At 61.8% G+C, this 21,358-nt stretch carries 19 protein-coding genes, 3 tRNA genes and 1 pseudogene; 15 read left to right on the top strand and 8 right to left on the bottom strand.

The window, feature by feature from the left end; genetic code table 11:
• Positions 1 to 66 precede the first annotated feature (66 nt).
• The 7 genes from clpP to ACDELDRAFT_RS07120 all read left to right on the top strand — a co-directional run bounded on the left by clpP (position 67) and on the right by ACDELDRAFT_RS07120 (position 7,315).
• Positions 67 to 675, top strand: a complete 609-nt coding sequence (clpP, locus tag ACDELDRAFT_RS07150; protein ID WP_005794990.1) for an ATP-dependent Clp endopeptidase proteolytic subunit ClpP — start codon at positions 67 to 69, stop codon at positions 673 to 675.
• A 98-nt stretch (positions 676 to 773) separates the two neighbouring features.
• Positions 774 to 2,039 carry an ATP-dependent Clp protease ATP-binding subunit ClpX gene (gene clpX, locus ACDELDRAFT_RS07145; RefSeq protein ID WP_005794988.1) on the top strand — a complete coding sequence of 422 codons (1,266 nt, stop codon included), beginning with the start codon at positions 774 to 776 and terminating at the stop codon, positions 2,037 to 2,039.
• A 126-nt stretch (positions 2,040 to 2,165) separates the two neighbouring features.
• A complete protein-coding gene (gene lon / locus ACDELDRAFT_RS07140; protein ID WP_005794986.1) occupies positions 2,166 to 4,598 on the top strand; it encodes an endopeptidase La in 2,433 nt (810 codons plus the stop codon).
• 87 nt (positions 4,599 to 4,685) lie between these two features.
• A tRNA-Gly gene (locus tag ACDELDRAFT_RS07135) sits at positions 4,686 to 4,761 on the top strand.
• Between the two features lie 58 nt (positions 4,762 to 4,819).
• Positions 4,820 to 4,893, top strand: a tRNA-Cys gene (locus tag ACDELDRAFT_RS07130).
• 186 nt (positions 4,894 to 5,079) lie between these two features.
• A tRNA-Gly gene (locus tag ACDELDRAFT_RS07125) sits at positions 5,080 to 5,155 on the top strand.
• Between the two features lie 228 nt (positions 5,156 to 5,383).
• Positions 5,384 to 7,315 carry a tyrosine-type recombinase/integrase gene (locus tag ACDELDRAFT_RS07120; protein WP_198403225.1) on the top strand — a complete coding sequence of 644 codons (1,932 nt, stop codon included), beginning with the start codon at positions 5,384 to 5,386 and terminating at the stop codon, positions 7,313 to 7,315.
• 130 nt (positions 7,316 to 7,445) lie between these two features.
• Here the strand turns inward: ACDELDRAFT_RS07120 and ACDELDRAFT_RS07115 are convergent, their stop codons facing one another.
• On the bottom strand, positions 7,446 to 8,087 hold the full coding sequence (locus ACDELDRAFT_RS07115; protein WP_005794982.1) for a LysR substrate-binding domain-containing protein: 642 nt from the start codon (positions 8,085 to 8,087) through the stop codon (positions 7,446 to 7,448).
• Between the two features lie 106 nt (positions 8,088 to 8,193).
• Between ACDELDRAFT_RS07115 and ACDELDRAFT_RS07110 the strand changes: the two genes are divergently transcribed.
• Positions 8,194 to 8,487, top strand: coding sequence for a helix-turn-helix domain-containing protein (locus tag ACDELDRAFT_RS07110; protein WP_040328361.1), 294 nt, complete (start codon positions 8,194 to 8,196; stop codon positions 8,485 to 8,487).
• Between the two features lie 24 nt (positions 8,488 to 8,511).
• Here ACDELDRAFT_RS07110 and ACDELDRAFT_RS07105 read toward each other — a convergent pair whose 3' ends face one another.
• From ACDELDRAFT_RS07105 to ACDELDRAFT_RS07075, 7 genes are all read right to left on the bottom strand, one after another.
• Positions 8,512 to 9,402, bottom strand: coding sequence for a LysR family transcriptional regulator (locus ACDELDRAFT_RS07105; protein ID WP_005794980.1), 891 nt, complete (start codon positions 9,400 to 9,402; stop codon positions 8,512 to 8,514).
• Between the two features lie 270 nt (positions 9,403 to 9,672).
• A complete protein-coding gene (locus ACDELDRAFT_RS07100) occupies positions 9,673 to 10,689 on the bottom strand; it encodes a zinc-dependent alcohol dehydrogenase family protein (RefSeq protein WP_005794978.1) in 1,017 nt (338 codons plus the stop codon).
• Positions 10,690 to 10,691: 2 nt separating this feature from the next.
• Positions 10,692 to 11,354 carry a carboxymuconolactone decarboxylase family protein gene (locus ACDELDRAFT_RS07095; RefSeq protein ID WP_040328366.1) on the bottom strand — a complete coding sequence of 221 codons (663 nt, stop codon included), beginning with the start codon at positions 11,352 to 11,354 and terminating at the stop codon, positions 10,692 to 10,694.
• Positions 11,355 to 11,448: 94 nt separating this feature from the next.
• Positions 11,449 to 11,964, bottom strand: coding sequence for a (R)-mandelonitrile lyase (locus tag ACDELDRAFT_RS07090; protein WP_005794974.1), 516 nt, complete (start codon positions 11,962 to 11,964; stop codon positions 11,449 to 11,451).
• 41 nt (positions 11,965 to 12,005) lie between these two features.
• On the bottom strand, positions 12,006 to 12,431 hold the full coding sequence (locus tag ACDELDRAFT_RS07085; protein ID WP_005794973.1) for a (R)-mandelonitrile lyase: 426 nt from the start codon (positions 12,429 to 12,431) through the stop codon (positions 12,006 to 12,008).
• Positions 12,432 to 12,721: 290 nt separating this feature from the next.
• A complete protein-coding gene (locus ACDELDRAFT_RS07080) occupies positions 12,722 to 13,615 on the bottom strand; it encodes a LysR family transcriptional regulator (RefSeq protein WP_005794972.1) in 894 nt (297 codons plus the stop codon).
• A gap of 16 nt (positions 13,616 to 13,631) precedes the next feature.
• The gene (locus ACDELDRAFT_RS07075; protein WP_005794971.1) at positions 13,632 to 14,525 is read right to left on the bottom strand and encodes a LysR family transcriptional regulator; all 894 of its coding nucleotides are present in this window, start codon (positions 14,523 to 14,525) and stop codon (positions 13,632 to 13,634) included.
• Positions 14,526 to 14,934: 409 nt separating this feature from the next.
• Between ACDELDRAFT_RS07075 and ACDELDRAFT_RS07070 the strand changes: the two genes are divergently transcribed.
• The 7 genes and pseudogenes from ACDELDRAFT_RS07070 to ACDELDRAFT_RS07040 form a co-directional block, all read left to right on the top strand.
• Positions 14,935 to 16,095, top strand: a complete 1,161-nt coding sequence (locus ACDELDRAFT_RS07070) for an aldo/keto reductase (protein ID WP_005794970.1) — start codon at positions 14,935 to 14,937, stop codon at positions 16,093 to 16,095.
• Between the two features lie 53 nt (positions 16,096 to 16,148).
• The gene (locus ACDELDRAFT_RS07065; RefSeq protein WP_232504732.1) at positions 16,149 to 16,652 is read left to right on the top strand and encodes a DUF2255 family protein; all 504 of its coding nucleotides are present in this window, start codon (positions 16,149 to 16,151) and stop codon (positions 16,650 to 16,652) included.
• Between the two features lie 10 nt (positions 16,653 to 16,662).
• Positions 16,663 to 17,685, top strand: coding sequence for an alpha/beta hydrolase (locus ACDELDRAFT_RS07060; RefSeq protein WP_005794968.1), 1,023 nt, complete (start codon positions 16,663 to 16,665; stop codon positions 17,683 to 17,685).
• A gap of 26 nt (positions 17,686 to 17,711) precedes the next feature.
• Positions 17,712 to 18,779 (top strand): PQQ-dependent sugar dehydrogenase, encoded by a 1,068-nt coding sequence (locus tag ACDELDRAFT_RS07055; RefSeq protein ID WP_005794967.1) that lies wholly within the window; start codon positions 17,712 to 17,714, stop codon positions 18,777 to 18,779.
• A 4-nt stretch (positions 18,780 to 18,783) separates the two neighbouring features.
• Complete coding sequence (locus tag ACDELDRAFT_RS07050) at positions 18,784 to 19,902, top strand: amidohydrolase family protein (RefSeq protein ID WP_005794965.1); 1,119 nt, start codon at positions 18,784 to 18,786, stop codon at positions 19,900 to 19,902.
• A 113-nt stretch (positions 19,903 to 20,015) separates the two neighbouring features.
• Positions 20,016 to 20,780 (top strand): SDR family NAD(P)-dependent oxidoreductase, encoded by a 765-nt coding sequence (locus ACDELDRAFT_RS07045; protein WP_005794964.1) that lies wholly within the window; start codon positions 20,016 to 20,018, stop codon positions 20,778 to 20,780.
• Positions 20,781 to 20,895: 115 nt separating this feature from the next.
• Positions 20,896 to 21,358 (top strand): annotated as a pseudogene (locus ACDELDRAFT_RS07040) (hypothetical protein); the annotation flags it as partial.

The following is a 21,358-nucleotide window of genomic DNA, read 5'->3' as shown; positions in this document are numbered from 1 at the left end:
GCTTGTGCTTTCGTGCGCAAGCCCCAATTCATTTCTGGGTACAGTACCTGCTTGACTGGAGAAAAAATGAGCGCATTGGAAACACAAGGCCTGGGCATGGTCCCCATGGTCATCGAGCAGTCGGGCCGTGGTGAGCGGTCTTACGACATCTATTCGCGCCTGCTGAAGGAGCGCGTCATTTTCCTGGTCGGCGAGGTCAACGACCAGACCGCCAACCTGGTGGTCGCCCAGTTGCTGTTCCTGGAGAGCGAGAATCCCGATAAGGACATTTCGTTCTATATCAACTCGCCTGGTGGCAGCGTCACGGCAGGCATGTCGATCTACGACACCATGCAGTTCATCAAGCCCGACGTGTCCACCTTGTGCGTGGGTTTCGCCGCGAGCATGGGGGCCTTTCTGCTGGCCGCCGGTGCCAAGGGCAAGCGGTTTTCGCTGCCCAATTCAAAGGTGATGATCCACCAAGTGCTGGGCGGCGCCCGCGGCCAGGCCACGGACATCGAAATCCATGCCCGCGACATCCTGCGCACCAAGGACCAGATGAACCGCATCCTGGCCGAGCGTACCGGTCAGCCCTTGGAAAAGGTCAAGGCAGACACCGAGCGCGACTACTTCCTCACGGCTGATGAAGCCAAGGATTACGGCATCATCGACCAGGTGATCCACAAGCGCCCCTGATACATCCCTGGCGGCCACGCGGCGTTTTCCCTGGGGGAAGGCGCCGTTTTTTATTTGGGTATCATCCCGACAACTTTCCGTAACAAGGCATTGCCCCCATGGCCGAGAAAAAAGGCTCTTCCAGCGAAAAAACCCTTTACTGCTCTTTTTGCGGCAAAAGCCAGCACGAAGTGAAGAAGCTGATCGCCGGTCCGTCGGTCTTTATCTGCGACGAGTGCATTGACCTGTGCAACGAGATCATCCGCGATGAACTTCCCGCGGGCGAGTTGGCCCGTGATGCCCGCAGCGATCTGCCAACGCCCGTGGAAATCAAGGCCAATCTCGACAATTATGTGATTGGCCAGGACCAGGCCAAGCGCACCTTGGCCGTGGCGGTCTACAACCATTACAAGCGTTTGCGCCACAAGGACAAGGCGCACAAGGATGATGTGGAGCTGTCCAAGAGCAACATCCTGCTCATCGGCCCCACGGGCTCGGGCAAGACGCTGCTGGCCCAGACCCTGGCGCGCATGCTGGATGTGCCCTTCGTGATGGCCGACGCCACCACGTTGACCGAAGCCGGCTACGTGGGCGAAGACGTGGAAAACATCGTCCAGAAGCTGCTGCAGAGCTGCAACTACGAGGTCGAGCGCGCCCAGCGCGGCATCGTGTACATCGACGAAATTGACAAGATCTCGCGCAAGTCCGACAACCCCAGCATCACGCGCGACGTGTCGGGCGAGGGCGTGCAGCAGGCGCTGCTCAAGCTCATCGAGGGCACCATGGCCAGCGTGCCGCCGCAGGGCGGGCGCAAGCACCCGAACCAGGACTTCCTGCAGATCGACACCACCAATATCCTGTTCATTTGCGGCGGCGCGTTTGCCGGGCTGGAGAAGGTCATCGAGAACCGCACCGAGGCTTCGGGCATCGGCTTTGGCGCCTCGGTCAAGAGCAAAAAGCAAAGGTCGCTGACCGAAGTGTTCACCGAGATCGAGCCCGAGGATTTGATCAAGTTCGGTCTCATTCCCGAACTCGTGGGTCGCATGCCTGTGGTGACAGCCTTGGCCGAACTGAGCGAAGACGCTCTGGTGCAGATTCTCACCGAGCCCAAGAATGCGCTGGTCAAGCAGTACAGCAAGTTGCTGGCCATGGAGGGTGTGGACCTCGAGATCCGTCCCGCGGCGCTCAAGGCCATTGCCCGTAAGGCGCTGGCTCGCAAGACAGGAGCGCGCGGCCTGCGTTCGATCCTCGAGCAGGCACTGATTGGCACCATGTTCGACCTGCCCAACACCAGCAATGTCGAAAAGGTGGTGGTCGATGAGTCAACCATCGACGAGAGCAAGCCGCCTTTGCTGGTGTACCGCGAAGCCGCAAAGAAGGCCTGACCGGCCTGGGCGAGCCACCGATGCTGCGCCTTCCGCCTTAGCAACCCTTGCGCCAGCGCGGCTGAGCGCGGGGGTTGAAAATCCCTGCGTGTGGACCATATTCCACTGAGTTTCATGAGGATTTCCATGTCCGGACACACCCCCCTGCCTGCCACCCCCCTGGATCTTCCACTGCTGCCCTTGCGCGACGTGGTGGTGTTCCCCCATATGGTGATCCCGCTATTTGTGGGACGCCCCAAGAGCATCAAGGCGCTGGAGCTGGCGATGGAAGGCGACCGCCGCATCATGCTTGTTGCCCAGAAGGCCGCCGCCAAGGACGAGCCTTCCGTGGCCGACATGTTCGATGTGGGTTGCGTCTCCACCATCCTGCAGATGCTCAAATTGCCCGATGGCACTGTGAAAGTGCTGGTCGAAGGGCAGCAGCGGGCGCTCGTGGCCTCCATCACCGATGCAGAGACGCATTTCACGGCGACCGTGACGCCCGTCGAGATGGAGCAGGAACCGCACAAGTCAAGCGAGATCGAGGCGCTGCGCCGCGCGGTGATGCAGCAGTTTGACCAGTACGTCAAGCTCAACAAGAAGATCCCGCCCGAGATACTCACTTCCATCGCCAGCATCGACGATCCCGGTCGCCTGGCCGACACCATTGCGGCCCACTTGCCGCTCAAGCTCGAAAATAAGCAGGTGGTGCTTGACCTGGCCGATGTGAAGGCGCGCCTCGAGAACCTGTTCGAGCAACTCGACCGCGAGGTCGACATCCTCAACGTGGACAAGAAGATCCGTGGTCGCGTCAAGCGTCAGATGGAAAAGAACCAGCGCGATTTCTACCTCAACGAGCAGGTGAAGGCCATCCAGAAGGAACTTGGTGAGGGAGAGGAGGGCGCCGACATCGAGGAGATCGAAAAGAAGATCAAGTTGGCCAAGATGCCCGCCGAGGCGCGCAAGAAGGCTGAGGGCGAACTCAAGAAGCTCAAGCTCATGTCGCCCATGTCTGCCGAAGCCACGGTGGTGCGCAGCTATATCGATGTGCTCACGGGCCTGCCCTGGAGCAAGAAGACCAAGATCAAGCATGACCTCGGCAATGCCGAGACGGTGCTCAACGAGGATCACTACGGCCTCGATAAGGTCAAGGACCGTATCCTTGAGTATCTTGCAGTGCAGCAACGCGTGGACAAGGTCAAGGCGCCGATCCTGTGCTTGGTTGGCCCACCAGGCGTGGGCAAGACCTCGTTGGGGCAGTCGATCGCGAAGGCCACAGGGCGCAAGTATGTGCGCATGGCCCTGGGCGGCATGCGCGACGAGGCCGAGATCCGGGGCCACCGCCGTACCTACATCGGTGCGATGCCCGGCAAGGTGCTGCAGAGCCTGGGCAAGGTGGGAGTGCGCAATCCCCTGTTTCTGCTGGACGAAATCGACAAGCTGGGAACCGATTTTCGCGGAGACCCTTCAAGTGCTTTGCTGGAAGTGTTGGACCCGGAGCAGAACCACACTTTCGGTGACCACTACGTGGAGGTCGATTTCGATCTGTCCGATGTGATGTTTGTGGCCACGTCCAACTCGATGAACATCCCGCCGGCCCTGCTGGACCGGATGGAAGTGATCCGCCTGTCGGGCTACACCGAGGACGAGAAAACAAGCATCGCCATGAAGTATCTGCTGCCAAAGCAGCTCAAGAACAATGGCGTGAAAGAAGAGGAACTGCAGATCACAGAGGCTGCCGTGCGAGACATGGTCCGCTACTACACCCGTGAAGCGGGCGTGCGCTCGCTGGAGCGAGAGCTGTCCAAGATCTGCCGCAAGGTGGTGAAGGGGCTGCAGCTCAAGAAGCTTGAACCGCAGGTCGTGGTGACGGCAGACAATTTGCCTGATTACCTGGGCGTGCGCAAATACACCTATGGCCGCGCGGAACAGCAGAACCAGGTCGGCCAGGTGGTGGGGCTTGCGTGGACCGAGGTGGGGGGCGACCTGCTCACCATCGAGGCGGCCACCATGCCCGGCAAGGGCGTCATCACGCGCACGGGTTCTCTGGGGGATGTGATGAAGGAGTCTGTGGAGGCCGCCCGCACGGTGGTGCGCAGCCGCTCCCGCATGCTGGGTATCAAGGACGAGGCGTTCGAGAAACGCGATATCCATATTCACGTGCCCGACGGTGCCACGCCGAAAGACGGGCCCAGCGCCGGTGCTGCCATGACGACCGCCTTCGTGTCGGCGCTTACAGGCATACCGGTGCGCGGCGACGTGGCCATGACGGGTGAAATCACCCTTCGGGGTGAAGTTACCGCCATCGGGGGGCTGAAGGAAAAGCTGCTGGCAGCGCTGCGGGGCGGCATCAAGACAGTGTTGATTCCCGAAGAGAACGTCAAGGATCTCCAGGAGATTCCGGACAACGTGAAGAGCGGTCTTGAAATCGTCCCTGTGAAGTGGATCGACAAGGTGCTCGAGGTGGCGCTGGAGCGCAAACCCGTGGCGCTGAGCGATGAAGATGTGGGCGTGGTCGTTGCGTCGGCTGCGGAAAAAGCGAGCGTGGGTGCCGTTGGAGCCGATCCGCTGAAACATTGATGCAAAAAATGCTGGCGCGCCCCAAAAAGTGCGCTACAATACTTTTCATCGCAGCAAACGTTGTAGAATGTGAGGCTTCGATGAAATGCGGGAATAGCTCAGTTGGTAGAGCGCAACCTTGCCAAGGTTGAGGTCGAGAGTTCGAGACTCTTTTCCCGCTCCAAATTTCCAAAAAAGGGAAGCAATTGCTTCCCTTTTTTGTCAAAGGAAAGTCATTTCCTGGCGCGGTAGCAAAGCGGTTATGCCCCGGATTGCAAATCCGGTTAGTCCGGTTCGACTCCGGACCGCGCCTCCAGAACACCACCGGTCGATCCGGTACAAAAGACCCCTTGTGGGTCTTTTTCGTTGGGGGCTGGAGTCGGTGGTGGGCAAGGAAAGTTTTTTAAAAAATTTCGCTTTGATCTTCTATTGGAAAAAAATGACGCTATAATTTGAGTCTTGCTAATGCACACTGAAGCTTGCGACAGTTGCAACAGTAAATGCGGGAATAGCTCAGTTGGTAGAGCGCAACCTTGCCAAGGTTGAGGTCGAGAGTTCGAGACTCTTTTCCCGCTCCAATTTATGATCTACAGACTTCTACTGGGGTCTGTAAGTCGTTGAAAAGAGGAGCTTCGGCTCCTTTTTTCATTCCAGCAAAAGCCACTGGAATCCACCGACAGCCAGCGTTTTTGAGGCCAAAAACAAGGCCAAAGAATGCGGGTGGTTCCGGTTCCGGGTTGTTGCTGGGGTTGGATCGGGATGACCAGCAGCATCGGGCCTAAGTCCAAGACTTAGGAGCTTCGATGATGGCACTCTCTGATCTGACTGTGCGGCAAGCCAAGGCCGCTGACAAAACCTACAGCCTCCCCGATACCGATGGCCTCGGCCTGGTGGTTGCCCCTACCGGCGGCAAGTCGTGGCACCTGCGCTACTACTGGCTCGGCAAGCAAAAGCGCATCTCCCTGGGCAACTACCCCGAGATCGGCCTGCGCGAAGCGCGTACCTTGCGCGACGAAGCCCGAGCACTCCTGGCCAAGGGCATCAACCCTCACACCGACCGCAAGCAGAAGCGCCATGCCGTGAAGCTGGCGGCCGACTACACGTTCAAGGCAGTCTTCGATGCCTGGGTCGAGCATCGGCGCAAGGAACTCAAGGAGGGTCGTCAAAGCACCCTCTCGCAGATCCTGCGGATTTTCGGCAAGGATGTGCTGCCCACCCTCGGGAAGATGTCGATCTACGACATTCGCCGGCCCCAGCTTCTGGGCGTCCTGGCAAGGATCGAGGAACGCAAGGCCTTCACCACGGCAGAAAAGGTCCGCACCTGGTTGAGCCAGTTGTTCCGCTATGCCCTGGTGATCGTCGAGGGGCTGGAAGCCAATCCGGCCTCCGACCTGGATGTGGTGGCGGAACCCAAGCCTCCGGTGACCCACAACCCGTACCTGCATCTGCCCGAGCTGCCCGAGTTTCTGCAGAAGCTCCGGCTCTACAACCCGCGCGGCTGGCAGACCCAGCTCGGCATCCGGCTGCTGTTCCTGACCGGGGTACGCACCGGCGAACTGCGGTTGGCGACCCCGGATCAGTTCGACCTGAACCGCGGCCTGTGGATCATCCCGCCGCAGATCGTCAAGCAGCTTCAGGACGAGATGCGCAAGGCCGGCAAGCGCCCCCAGGACGTGCCGCCCTACATCGTGCCGCTGTCCCTCCAAGCCATCGAGATCGTGAGCTACCTGCTGGGGGTGATGCGGCCGGCCCAGCGCCACCTTCTGGCGCACCGCAGCGAACTCAAGAAGCGCATCAGCGAGAACACCCTCAATGCCGCCTTGAAGCGGATGGGCTACGAGGACCAACTGACCGGCCACGGCATCCGCGGAACGATTTCGACGGCGCTCAACGAGATCGGCTACCCCAAGATTTGGGTGGATGCGCAGCTTTCGCACTCGGACCCGAACAAGGTAAGTTCGGCCTACAACCACGCCAAGTATGTGGAACCGCGCCGCAGGATGATGCAGGACTGGGCCGACCGCCTCGACCTGCTTGAACAGGGCCAGGTGGATGCGGCCAGCGCTCACCTCACCATTCGTATCGAGGGGGTGCCAGCGATGGCAGAAGAGGAAGAGCCTGCCACCATCGTCGCTGTGTCCCCTGAAGCCTCTGTGCCGCCTGTGGTGGCAGCTCCCATCGTCGTGATGCCGAACGATGCCGGCATTAGGTTTCAGCGACTGTCGCAGGTGCCGCCACCTCCGACGCATGCCCCGGAGCCGGAAGTCTCCGCGATCCAACGCGAGCGCGAGGAAATGCTGGCCATCTACGAGTCACCGAACAATCTGCCGGTTCCGCTGTTCGGCAAGTTGGCTGGGAAGTCCAAGGACCAGATCAACCGCGAGCTGAAGGCTGGCAAACTGCTGTCCATCAGTTTGGGCAATCGGGGGCAGCGTGTTCCCGATTGGCAACTGGTGCCGCTCAAGCACAAGCTGGCCCAGGTGCTCATGAACCAGTGTCCGCGCGCGGATTCGTGGGAGCTTTACCGCATGTTGACCCGGCCACACCCGGACCTGGGCGATCGCGCGGCCATCGATTTGGTGACGCCAAGCAATCTGGGCACGGTGGTCCAGGTTCTCGCAGGCGATAAGCAGCATGTGGACGTCCCGGAGACCGTCTCGTCTCGCCCCATTCCCGAGGAGGTGCGGCAGAGCGTTCGCCGGTTGGTTGACGGCGTGGTGGTGCTCGACGGTGCGTAAGGGCCAAAGCTAGCGTGGGGGGCTTGTGCCCCCACGCTAAATCTGCGCCGCCTGCATCTTCCACCGATTGTGAATGTGGGGAGTCGCGTCTTCGAGGATTTGATCGGCGTAGGCAGCCCATCGGGCGCAACTAAGCTGCAGCATCCTTGGCGACCTGCAGGGCTCTACGCTCGAACCGCTCTGAAATGGCGTTAGCAGCTTCGTTGGGCTGCTGCAGGTGCGTCACGATCTTGTAAGGGCCGTCGCCGAGCGGACGCATGGCGATTCCCCACCTATGAGCATGCTCAATGCGTGATCCCGCAGATACGCCGATTCCATAACCGGCCGCGACCCATAGCGCCATCATCTCGAAGGACGTCACGTGCTGAATGTCTCGCTCGTCCGCAGGTATAAGGGCAGACAGCCGCTGATCCAACAAGGGGCAGGCCTCTGCCTGCCAGCGAAACAGTGGGCGGTTCAGCAGATCGGCGACCGTGAGCTTCCCCTTGTCCAGCAACGGGAAGCGCAATGGAAGCGCAACGGCCATGTCTTCGCTCCACAGCGGTTGGCTTTTCAGGGACGGGTCGCTTACTTCCCGAAGCGAGAGACCTGCGTCGTAGCGACCTTCGTGGAGGCCCGTATGCAGGTTCTCAACTGTGACCTCAAAAAACGCGATGGCGATGTCCGGCTCTTCCGCGCGTTGCAGCGCGAGCAGTGCCGATAGATGCGATGAGGGTACGCCAGGCCCTATAGCGAGCCTGAATCGGGATAACTGGCTGGTGGCGTCGTGCATAAGAGCCCCCAAAAAGCAATCGGGTTAAAAAGGCGAGCCAACATGATAGCCAAAAGAGTTAAGTTTAACGTGGTTAAGTTCCATTGATTGCTTGACGCTTCTGGTAATGCAGAAGCGTAGCGTTCAACGGGGCCGCCCCCCTGGTACAACCACCTATGAAGCCGAGCCGGCACAGGCTTTCGGTCAAGCGGTGCGTGCCGCTCGTATGGACCAAGGGATCGCTCAAGAAGAGCTTGCCTCTTTGGCCGGCATTGAGCGCTCGCACATGGGAAAAATCGAGCGTGGAGAGCATATGCCCACGCTGGCCCTGATACTGAAAGTAGCCGCTGCACTCAGGATAAGTTCTGCTGAACTGATGACTGCAACAGAGCGCAATATCGGTCTCGGCCCAGATTCTTGAGCGGATTACCGGCGGGCAGCTTTGTTAGCCACCGAAATGGGTGCGTAGGCGAATGATAAATCGCTCCAGCGGAGCCGGCAGGCTGTCATTGTCGGGCCGAAGCAGGTAGGTCGTGATCACTGCGGAATCCACCGCCAATGGGCGGATGACCACATCCGGTCGTTGGCACGCTGCGATTCTGGTTTCCGTTGTGAAACCGACGCCGAAGCCTGCGCCGACAAGAGTAAGCATCATGTCCAGTGACGACACATGCTCAACAACATTAGGCTCGTGTTCCAGTGGCCGAAGCAGGCGCGCAAGTTCGCGGCAATAGCCCTCGCACACATGCGGATCACATAAGACGAGTGGGTGCCCCCCCAGCTCATGAAGAGGGACTTCCTTGTGGGCGAGCAATTCGTGCCGCGCAGGAACCGCGATGACCAGCGGATCTTGCCAGATGGGTTCGGCAACAATGCCATCACCAACATCGGCAGTGTGCGCGAACCCTATCGTAAAGTCGCCAGACCGCAGGCCACGCAGTTGCTCAGCCAAGGGTAGTTCGGAGAGGCGGATCTCGATCTCCGGTTCCTCCGCGCGACAACGGGCCAGAAACGCCGACAACCGAGGATCGATCGCCCCGTCAGAGACTGCGATGCGGATGCTCCCTCGCAAGCCAGAGCCGACGGCCTTGGCATTTTCTCGCGCCTGCTCAAGGATGGTGAACAGCCTACGAACGTCCTGCAAGAACGTCGCGCCTGCTGCCGTCAGCACGGTTCCTCGGCGGTTCCGATCGAAAAGCAGCACACCCAGTTCTTCCTCAAGCTCTTTGATGGCTCGCGACAGAGGCGGCTGTTCAATATGCAAGCGCTCGGCAGCGCGTGTGAAATGCAACTCCTCGGCCAGAACGACAAAAAAGCGAAGATGTCGCAATTCCACAGGTGAGCCTCCTTGAGTAAGAACGTCCTTTTATGCGCTTGTTTCGCAGGCTTGCACCCTAACTACCACCGGCCCTCCAGGAAATCTCATGACTCGACCAGCGTGCAATAACCAGTCTCAGCCATCGCCCGCTCTATGCCCGTTGCAAGCCAAACGGGACGACCCCTGAATGGCTGGCACGGTGTGCGCAGAGCCCCCCGTTGAGGCTCTTCTAGCTATCTCACGAAGCAGCAACGCCTGAAACGTGTCCGCTTCGTGATCGTTGGAGCATCAAGGAATCAATAGGGTCTTGATCGCGCGACGTTCGTCCATCGCCCGATAACCTTCCGCCACTTGATTCAACGGTAGCGTCAGATCAAACACCTTGCCGGGGTTGATCTTTCCTTGCCAAACTAGGTCAATTAGCTCTGGGAGGAATTGGCGCACCGGTGCAGGACCGCCGTGGAGATGAACGTGTTCAAAGAACAGTTCTTCGCCATTGAGTTCGACGCCATGCGGAACTCCGACGTAACCCACATACCCCCCTTGGCGAGCGCAGTGGATCGCTTGCATCATGGATTCCTGGGTGCCAACACACTCCAGAACAGAGTCGGCACCGAGGCCGTTGGTCATTTCCATAATGCGCGCCACGCCGTCTTCTCCGCGCTCGGTCACGATGTCTGTCGCACCGAACTCCAGAGCGAGCTTTTGCCGGGAGGGATGACGACTCATTGCGATGATCCGTTCGGCACCCATCTGCTTGGCAGAGAGCACACCGAGTAGTCCGACCGCGCCGTCACCAACAACAACGGCCGTCACGCCTGGCTGGACGTTGGCTGCCACGGCGGCATACCAGCCTGTCCCCAGCACATCGGACGTGGCCAGCAGACTCGGAATCAATTCTTTCGAGGGAATGTCCGGCGTGGCGACCAATGTGCCGTCGGCGAGGGGCACGCGCAGTAGCGGAGCCTGAGCGCCGCCGACAAACTCAGCTTGCTGGCAGGAGGACTGGTAGCCATGCTGGCATACCGGGCACACGTTGTCCGAGGCGAAGAACGAGCCGATCACGAACTGACCCGGCTTGATGTGGCGTACTTCGCTGCCGACTTCTTCCACCACGCCACAGTACTCGTGCCCCATCGGCATGGGCTCGGTAATGGGCTGGATACCCCGGTACGGCCACAGATCCGAGCCGCAAACGCAGGCTGCGGCGATGCGCACGATGGCATCGGTGGGTTTGACAATCTGGGGGTCCGGACGATCCTCGAAGCGGATATCGCGCGGGCCGTACAGTATGGTGGCTTGCATCTTTATTTTGCTCCCGACTTGGTGGCTAGTTGCCGCTCCAGCGCCTCGCGTGCACGGCGAGCATGCTCGGCATCCACGCGGTCGGCGAGGACCTGAGCGAGCTGGCGCAACTGACTGGCAGTCAAGCCGACGTTCATGCTGATGCCCATGTGCGACTGCAATTGCGACTCGGCGCCCGGCAGAGCCGCCAGCATCCCCACCGTGGCCAGCTCGCGGCTTTGCCAGTCGAGGTTGTCGCGCTCGAAGATGTCGCCGAACAGATGCGCCTTGAGGTATTCATCGATGGCAGGGGCGAAGTCGAACAGTGGCCCCTTGACCGGCGCGCCTGCCAGTTTGGTCTGGTTGGCCGTGCCTGCAGCGAGCAGCGCGTCACCCTTCGGGATGGGGCGGCTGGGAAAATGACCGGGTGCGTCCTGGATACCGCGCTGTTTGCGTGCCTCCAGCACCTTCATCAATTCGCCCAGCGCATTGAGGCTGCGCGGAAAGCCCGCATAGGCGTATAGCTGTACCAAGATTTCCTTGGTGTCGCTTACGGTCAGGCCGGCATCCAGTCCCTGATTCAGAGCCGCGTTCAGTTTGGCGATGTCACCCGCTGCAGCGAAGGCCCCGATGGGCACGATGGCCTGCTGGCGGATCGAGAGGGTTTCAGATACGGCGGCGTTCATATCTCGGGGCTCCTGCGTGTTCGGGGCAGCTTGGCTCAGCGTCGTCGTCAGGCCGAGGACGATGGCAGCCAGTGCACTGGCCATGGGGCGCTTCTTATCGTGCATGTTTGCCCTCGTATTGGTCATCCGTGACTTTCTCCATCCAATCAACATTCTTGCCATCCACGGTGCCTGTGACGGTCAGGTAAGTGACGGCGGTCTTGGGCGCAGCGCCGTGCCAGTGTTTAACGCCCGGCGGGCACCAGATCGCATCGCCAGGGCGCACGACCTCGACCGGCTTGCCCCATTCCTGAACGAGTCCGACACCCGAACTCACCACGAGACGCTGTCCGTAGGGATGGGTATGCCACGCCGAGCGGGCACCTGGCTCGAAAGTGACCATAGCGCCAGCGGCGTTGATGTCTTTGTTGGGCGACCACAGCGGGTCAATCCGCGCCCGGCCAGTGAACGTCTCCGCAGGACCGGCGATCGAGGCCTGACTTCCTGCAAGCACGATCTCCTGCTGGGCGGGCGCCGATTCTGCGCTATCGGCCTGGGGGGCGGCGACAGCAGCCGTGGCGGCTTGTAGTGCGGCTGCGGTCAGGAGAATTTTGAAGAATGGGATTCGCATAGAGGGACTTTCCTTGTAGTAAAAGGCCTATCGGCGGCCATTCAGCCGTTTTCGCCGCCACCCGGCGGCGGGCCTGCGAGGTACTGCTCGTCGGTCACGTGCTCCAGCCAGTCCACGTTCTTGCCGTCAAGTGCTTCCTGGATTGCGATGTGCGTCATGGCGGTGGTGGGCGTAGCGCCGTGCCAGTGCTTATGCCCGGGCGGACACCAGATGACATCGCCCGCTCGGATCTCGACGATGGGCTCACCCTCGCACTGCGTCCAGCCGCAGCCTGCGGTGACGATCAGCGTCTGGCCGAGAGGATGGGTATGCCAGGCCGAGCGCGCGCCCGGCTCGAAGGTCACAGCCGCGCACGAGGTACGAGCCGGAGCGGGAGGGTTGTTGAGCGGGTCGATACGGACAGTGCCGGTAAACCACTCGGCAGGGCCTTTGGCCGAAGGTTGAGTTCCAGCGCGTTTGAGTTCCATGGACGGCTCCTTTCAATGAGTTGGCTTCGCTCACTGCATCTCTTGCAGAGCAAGCAAATAGTTCCTCTCGGCATCGACATCGCATTCGTGAACGGGGAACCACGTTCCCCTTTGTGAGGAACCCGCGCTACGCGGCCAGGATTTCCGGAGGAGCGTTGAGAATGCTCAACGACTTCGATAAGCATTCTCTCCAATGTAGTAGGAGCAGCTTCGCGCGACTAGACGTCAGAAACTATATGCAGCCATAAATGGTGCTCATGAATCGAGTTGCCCGGTAGCCTGGGATCGCGTTAGCGCCGGTAACGCAATTTCTCGACAATCAGTGACAGTGCGGGTGACGACTGACGCCGGCTGGCAAAGTAGATGTGAAGACCGGGGAAAGTGGGACACCAGTCTTTGAGTACAGCCCGGAGTTGGCCGCTCTTCATATGAGGGCGCGCAAGTTCTTCGGGCATGTAAGCCAAGCCGAATCCCGCCAGTGCGGCCTCGACAGCCGGATAGATGCAGTTGAATGTCCACGAACCATCAACCCGCACCTGCAGGTTTCGTTCGCCCTTCTTGAGTTCCCAGGCGTACACGCCGCCGCGCACGGAGAAGCGCATATTGATGCACTCGTGGTCGGTCAAGTCTGATGGCGTCTTGGGTGCCGGATGCCCTTCCAGGTAGGAGGGTGCCCCGACGATTACCATGCGGATGTCCGGTGAAATCCGAACCGCCGTCATGTCCTTGGAAATCTGGTCGCCGAAGCGAACGCCGGCATCGAAGCGCTCCGCCACAATGTCGGTCAGACCCGGCTCGATCGCCACCTCGATCTTGACGTCAGGATACTTCTGCTGGAGCTTGGAGAGCTTGGGCCAGAGGATCGTGTTCGCTGCAAAATCAGAGGCTGTGATACGCACGGTCCCAGCAGGCTTGTCGCGTAGCTCCTCGAACGCGACCAGTTCGTCGGTGATCGCCTCGAATCGAGGGGCCACTCTCTGGATAAGGCGTTCCCCTGCCTCCGTTGGCGACACACTGCGGGTCGTGCGCGTCAGCAAACGCAGCCCCAGCCGCGCCTCCAATGCGCGAATGGTGTGGCTTAGCGCCGACTGAGACACGCCCAACTGAGCCGCCGCGCGGGTAAAGCTCCGCTCTCGCGCAACAGCGAGAAAAGCCAGGATGTCGCGAAAATTTTCACCAGACATACGAGGAACTCCGCTGCTATTGCCGGTAACGCAAGGCTTCGACCAGCAAGGTCATCGCACGCGAAGGCTGGCGCCGGTTTGGGTAGTAGAGATGGAAGCCGGGCCACACCGGGCACCAGTCCTCCAGCACGGAGACGAGCTGCCCCTTCGCGACATAAGGGCGAACCATGTCCTCAGGCAGGTAGGCCAGCCCGAAGCCAGCCTTGGCCGCCTCGAAAACGTCGTAGGCGTTGTTGAAGGTAACTGTTCCGTCCACACGGGCATTCACTGCGCGCTTGCCCTTGGTGAACTCCCATTCGTAGAGGCCACCATAGGTGGATGTTCGCAGATTGATGCATGCGTGCTCGGTGAGGTCGCGCGGGGTCTTGGGCACGGGCCGGTCCGCGAAGTAGGACTTCGATCCCACCACCATGTTGCGAACGTCAGGGCCGATCCGCACTGAAATCATGTCCTGGGCCAGTTCCTGGCCGAACCGCACGCCAGCGTCGTAGCCGCGCGCGGCGATATCGACGCTTTCGTACTCGTTAACCAGCTCGACCTTAATCTTGGGATATTTCGGGAGGAACTTCGCCAGCTTTGGCCAGAGGATGCTTCGGATGGCGTAGTCGATGGCGGTGATCCGGATCGTTCCCATGGGCTCGTCCCGAAGCTCACCAAGCGACTGGATTTCGGCCTCGATCTCGTCGAATTCAGGGGCGAGACGATCCAGTAGCCGCTGGCCCGCCTCGGTGGGCGATACGCCGCGCGTGCTGCGCATGAGAAGACGGACGCCCAATCTTTCCTCCAACGCCCGGATGGTGTAGCTCAAGGCCGGTTGTGTGACCCGAAGCTGGGCTGCCGCGCGCGTAAAGCTGCGTGCGCGCGCCACGGCGATGAAGGCCAGCAGGTCGCTGAAGTTGTCACGCGACATTGATGAACCCCCTTTATAGGACTGTATGTATTTTACAGGCTTCGTCTGAACTTCGCTCGAAAAACAACCATATTGGATGCCTCGATTCATGAGCAAATCTTATGGGACTATGCGAATTCTGCCGTCTATTCAATGTTGGGCGCGCCATCTAAAGTTCAGTATCAGCCAAGGAAGGCAGGCCTTCTGCCCGGAACGCCAAGCCCTGCAAGCGAGCATTGAGGCAGCGCAGAAGCACCCGCTCCAGCCGTCATAGGCCTCTGGCATGGGTTGCCCGATTGCATGATTCGGATGAGCGTCAGCATGGCGCTGAACGTCACGATCGGTCGAATTGGGAACGCTTGGTGCAGGCTGGATCGTTGCGTCGCCATACGGCGCTTTTTGTCCACTGAATAGTGAAGGAGCAGACCCGATGAACGAGCAAATTTCCTCCAGCCGACGTGACCTGTTGAAGGCAAGCGCAACGGTCGGCGCAGCCGTATGTGCCACGCCTCTCATGATGGGAACGGCCGTCGCACAGCAAGCCACAACGACTTCATCGGGGAGCAATGCCATGGACCTGCCCAACATCACCAAGCAGCGAACCCTTGGTTCAGGCGACTTCCGCATGGAGGTGTCCGCCCTGGGCTTCGGCGTCATGGGCATGAACTACAACCGCGGCGTCCATCCCGACCGCAAAGCCATGATCGAGCTGCTGCATCAGGCAGCCGAGCGCGGCGTCACGCTGTTCGACACCGCGCAAATCTACGGTCCTCTGATCAACGAAGAACTGGCCGGTGAAGGGCTGTACCCGTTCCGGGGCAAGGTGAACATCACCACAAAGTTCGGACACCGCATCGTTGACGGCAAGTACTTCGAAGGCGAGCTGGACAGTACGCCCCAGAACATTCGGCGTGTCGCGGAAGAATCGCTCAAGCGTCTGCGGGTCGAAACCATCGAACTGTTCTATCAGCACCGTCTCGATCCCGCTGTGCCGATCGAGGACGTCGCGGGCACCGTCAAGGATTTGATACAGGAAGGCAAGGTCAGGCGCTTTGGGCTTTGCGAGGTCAATGCGCAGACCATCCGCCGCGCCCATGCCGTGCAGCCGGTGACCGCCGTGCAGAGCGAATACCACCTGATGTGGCGCGGCCAGGAAAAAGAGGTGTTTCCGGTGCTCCAGGAATTGGGGATCGGCTTCGTGCCCTACAGCCCGCTCAACCGAGGATTCCTTGGCGGCGGCATCACCGAGTACACGCGCTTTGATTCCGGCAACGACAACCGCAACACGCTGCCGCGTTTCACGCCGGAAGCCATCCGGGCGAACCTGGCGGTGGTGGAAGTGCTCAACACGTTCGGCAGAACCCGGGGGCTCACCTCCGCGCAGGTGGCACTGGCCTGGATGATGGCGAAGGCCCCCTGGATCGTGCCGATTCCCGGCACCACCAAGCTGGCCCACCTGGACGAGAACCTGCGCACCGCCGAAGTGGCGCTGACCCCGGCGGAAGTGCAGGAACTGGAGACCGCCGTCTCGAAGATCCAGATCGTGGGTGATCGGTATCCGGCCTCGCAGCAGAAACAGGTCGAAAGCTGATGGTGAAAGGTAGCCGCGCATTTCCGCCCCTTCGCCAACCCGGAGTCACGAACATGCTGACGAGCAGAAGGAGTCTTGTGGGATTCGGCGCCGCCGCGGTGCTGGTCGGCAGCGCCCTGCTGACTGCTCCCCCGTCGAGCAAGGCTGCCACCGCACAGGCTTCAGGAGAATCACGAATGAATTGGTCAAGTGAAGAACTCAGCAAGATCGTCAAAGCCGACGATCTTCACATCGCGCCGTTCCGCGAGGATGGCGTGACCTATGGCACGCCCACGTGGATCTGGTGCGTGGCCGTCGATGGCGATCTCTACGTGCGCGCCTACAACGGGGTCAACTCCCGGTGGCATCAGGCCGCGATACGCGAGAAAGCGGGCCGAATCGTCGCAGCCGGCATGACAAGGGAGGTTTCCTTCGAGCCGGTCGCAGGGCCGATCAACGACCGCATCGACGATGCCTACCGGGCAAAGTATTCGGGCAGCCAGTACCTGCAACCCATGATCAGCGAGCGCTCGCGCGCCGCGACGGTACGGATCATTCCCCGCGACGCCAAGCAGTGAAGGAATCGAAATGTCTATCTTGAAAAACTCATTGATGTCCGCCGCGATCCTGTTCGCGATACCCACGTTTGCGCACGCCGCCGAACCGACCGCCGTGGCACAAGGCGTGAACGTGGTCGGCTCCCAGAAGGTCACATTCAACAATAGCGGTGTCCAGATGGCTGGCAACCTGTACCTGCCCGCCAACTACGACAGCAGCAAGACGTACCCGGCGATCGTCGTGGCGCACCCCTGGGGCGGCGTGAAGGAGCAGACCTCCGGCCTATACGCGCAGCAACTGGCCCGCAAGGGCTTTATCACGCTGGCCTACGATGCCTCGCACTACGGCGAAAGCGGCGGCGAGCCGCGCGACCTGGAAGACCCGGCCGACCGTGTGCAGGACATCCGCAGCGCGGTGGGCTACTTGGCCAGCCTGCCGCAGGTCGATGCGAACCGCATCGGTGCGGTCGGCGTCTGCGCCGGCGGTGGCTATACGTTGCACGAGGCCCAGACCGATCTGCGCGTGAAGGCGGTGGCCAGCGTGGTTGCCTACGACATCGGGGATGCGACCCGCACCGGCATCCAGGGACTCCCTGTCACGGCGGAGGATCGCCAGAAGCTGCTGCAGCGCGTGGACGAACAACTGAACAAGGAAGCAGCCGGCGCACCCGTACTGGTGCAGCAACTGCTGCCGTCGCGCGATCAGGTGAATGCCAGCACCGACAACTTCACCCGCGAGGCGACCGAGTACTACCTGACGCCGCGCGGCGCGCATCCGAATGCCCGCAACCGCTTCGTCGTCACCAGCCCCGGCCTGCACATGGCGTACTACCCGCTGGAGCACATGGAACTGATCTCGCCGCGGCCCGTGCTGCTGATCGCGGGCGAGCGCGCCGAGACGCGCAAGTTCAGCGAAGCGGCGTATGCCAAGGCTCAGCAACCCAAGGAACTGATGATCGTCCCCGGTGCCTCGCACTTCGACCTGTACGACAAGCCGCAGTACGTGACGCCTGCCGTGGACAAGATGGCCGAGTTCTTCGGCAAGCACCTGTGAACAACGGATGACAGGGAGTCACTGACATGAGGCCATTGCTCATCGCCCTGTGCATCCAGGCGCTGTCGGTGTGTACCGCCCCGGTGGCCCTGGCGCAGGACGCGGCCGGCACCGTGCGTATCCAGGCCACCGCGCCTGGCGACTGGGCCATGCAGGTGGTGAGCGACGGCCTCGACTATCCCTGGAACATCGCGCGGGCCGGCGACCGGTTCCTGCTGACCGAGAAGGCGGGCCACATCGTCGTGATCGAGAACGGCCGGCAGCAGCGCTACCCGCTCCAGACCTCCGACCCCATCGTGGATGAGAGCGGCGCGGGCCTGCTCGGCATGGCGCTGTCGCGCGACTTTGCGCAAAGCGGCGTCGCCTATTTCTACCACTCGTACCGCTCCGATGCGGGCCTGACCAACAAGGTCATCCAGGCGCGGTTCGACGGCACCACCTGGCGCGAAACCCGCGTGTTGCTGGCGGGCATCCCCGGCCACCGGCTCTACAACGGCGGGGCCATCGCCATCGGGCCGGATGGACACCTGTACGTGACCACGGGCTGGACGGCCAACCGCGAGCGGCCGCAGGACCGGGGCAACCTCGCCGGCAAGGTGCTGCGCATGACGCTGGACGGCCGGGCGCCGCAGGACAACCCCTTCCCAGGTTCACTGGTCTATTCCTACGGCCATCGCAATCCGCAGGGCATGGCATGGAATCCGGCCGGCGAACTGTTCGTGGTCGAGCATGGCGAGTTCGGCCATGACGAGATCAACCGGATCAGGCCGGGCGCGAACTACGGCTGGCCGCTTGCCGAAGGCGCCGAGCGGCGCAGCGGCATGGAACCGGCCTGGATCGAATCCGGCCGCAGCACCTGGGCACCCGCAGGCGCCGCGTTCGCCGGCAACGAGCTGCTGGTCGCAGCGCTCGGTGCACGGGGGCTGTTCGTCGTGGACGAAGAGGCCAAGGCGCTCAAGCCCGTGTTCAGTTCCGGCGACCGTATCCGGGGCGTGCTGCCGGTCGGGCGCGACCTCTACGTGATCACGACGAACCGGTCGCCGAGAGGGGAAGGTCCCTCGAAGGACCGATTGTTGCGACTGTCGCCGAGGTGATGACATGAAGCGCCGGAACCTGCTCGCACTCGCGCTCGCCAGTCCCGTGGCCTTCTCCGTGGCACGCGCTCAAACGTTGTCGTCCGGCGACTATCGCCAGATGCAGGTGGGGCGCGACGAACCCATCCTGGAGCCGGATCTCCCGATCATCGACGCGCACCACCACCTGTTCGATCGGCCCGGGCTGCGCTACATGATCGACGACTATCTGGCGGACACGCACGCCGGCCATCGGGTTGTCGCTTCGGTGTACGTGGAGACCTTGGCTTTTGCGAGGACGGACGGCCCCGAAGTGCTGCGCCCGCTCGGCGAGATCGAGTTCGCCAACGGCATCGGCGCGATGTGCGACAGCGGCCGCTACGGCTGCCGCGTCTGCGCCGCCATCGTGGGCCACGCCGACCTGCGGCTGGGCGACCAGGTGGCCGAACTGTTGGACCGGGCGATGGAGCGCGCACCGGACCGTTTCCGGGGCGTGCGCCAGGTCACCATCGAAGACCCATCCGAGGCGCCATACCGCTTCATTCCGACCCGGCCGCCGAGCGGCGTGATGCAGAGCGCGGGTTTTCGTCCGGCCTTCGCCCACCTCGCCAGGCGCGGTCTGAGCTTCGACGCGGCGGTCTTCCATCACCAGTTGCCGGAGGTGATCGAGCTGGCAGATGCGTTCCCCGACACCACCATCGTGCTGAACCACTGCGGCCATGCGATGGCGATGGACCTGGACGCGCCGGCACGAGAACAAGTGTTTCGGGAGTACCGCCGGCTGATGACCGAGGCGGCCCGGCGCCCGAACATCCACTGCAAGGTGGGTGGCCTGGGCATGCCTTTCTGGGGCTTCCGGTTCGAGGAGCGCAAGGACCCCATCGGATACCGCGAGCTGGCGGTGGCCTGGCGCCCCTATGTGGAAACCACCATCGAGGCGTTCGGCGCCGACCGTTGCCTGATGGAAAGCAACTATCCGCCGGATGGCCGATCCGCAGGCTTCGTGCCCCTGTGGAACGCACTGAAGTACATCGTCCGGTCGGCTTCGGCCGATGAGAAGGCTGCGCTGTTCCACGGCACGGCCGCGAAGGTCTATCGCATGCGCGTGCCGGTTGCGCAGGCCGGGAAGGCTCCAAGCACGTAGGCCCAGGGGCGAGGCACCCGGGAGCAGCCGCAAACGCAGCGCACCCAGGTGCCGGGTCCATTTCGTCGCCCCATCTTTATCCAGAACACATCTCCAACAGAGGAACTGACATCATGAAAATCTCCTTCGAAAACCAAGTGGCACTTGTCACCGGCGCGGCGTCGGGTATCGGCCTGGCTACCGCCAAGGCCTTCGCGCAGGCGGGCGCTTCCGTTGCGCTGGCGGACGTGAATGGCGACGGCGCACGCGCCGCTGCCGACGAACTGGTCGCGGCTGGATTCAAGGCCATCGGCATCCGCTGCAACGTGGCCGATCTGAGCGAGGTCGAGGCGATGGTCAAGGAAACCGTCTCCACTTTCGGCCGCCTGGACGTGGCCTTCAACAATGCCGGCATCCAGAACGCTCTCGCGGAGACCGCCGACGCGACGGTCGAGGACTTCGACCGTGTGAATTCGGTCAATCTGCGCGGCATCTGGGCGTGCATGAAGTACGAACTGCAGCACATGCGCCAGCAGGGAAGTGGCGCCATCGTCAACTGCTCGTCGCTGGGTGGGCTGGTCGGCGGTGCCGAGCGTGGCACCTACCATGCCGCAAAGCACGGTGTTCTCGGGCTGACCAAGAGCGCGGCGTTGGAATACGCCACGCGCAACATCCGCGTCAATGCCGTGTGCCCGGGCCTGATCTGGACCCCGATGGCAGACCAGATGGTTGCCGCCGGCCAGAAGGAGGCACTCGACGCCATGCTCCCCGGCATTCCCATGCGCCGGCATGGACGCGCCGAGGAGATCGCTGACGCCGTGCTGTGGCTGTGCAGCTCGGCTTCCAGCTACGTGACCGGCCAATCCATCTCGGTGGACGGCGGGCTCATCATGCGCTGATCGCACTTCGTGGACGAGCGTTCCTGCCACGCCGGCGAACGCTCGTCCGTTGCTTTTCCAACCCGATGGCGGCGCTCATGCGAGCCGTGCCAAGACAAATCAGGAGACACGCCGCATGCTCGAAGATTCCACTTCCCCCAGCCGCGCCAGGGCGAAAGCCCTTGGATTCAGAGGCATCGCGTTGATCGCGCTGGGCCTGGTGATCGTGGCCTTCGGGCTCTTCATGCTCGCGGGCGGGGTCCGCCTCATCACCCTTGGCGGCTCCTGGTACTTCGCGCTGGCTGGCATCGGGCTCATTGCCGCGGGCATCCTCGCCATGCTGCGGCGGCCGCTGGGCACGGTGGTCTATCTGGCGGTCCTTGCCGCCACGGCCATCTGGGCGGTATGGGATTCGGGATGGGCGTTCTGGCCGCTGTTCTCGCGCCTCTTTGCGCTGGCCGCGATTGCAGTCCTATTGCTCTTGCTCATGCCTGCCTTGCGCGGCGGTGAGCCTTCGGCGTCCCGACGTCCGGGCCACGTGTTGGCCGGCCTGATCGCCGTGGCCTTGGGCGCAACGCTCTACACCGCCTTGCAGCCGC

Origin of the sequence: Acidovorax delafieldii 2AN, assembly GCF_000175235.1 — a bacterium.
Lineage (GTDB): Bacteria > Pseudomonadota > Gammaproteobacteria > Burkholderiales > Burkholderiaceae_C > Acidovorax > Acidovorax delafieldii_B.
This window is presented reverse-complemented; position numbering and strand designations above follow the sequence as displayed.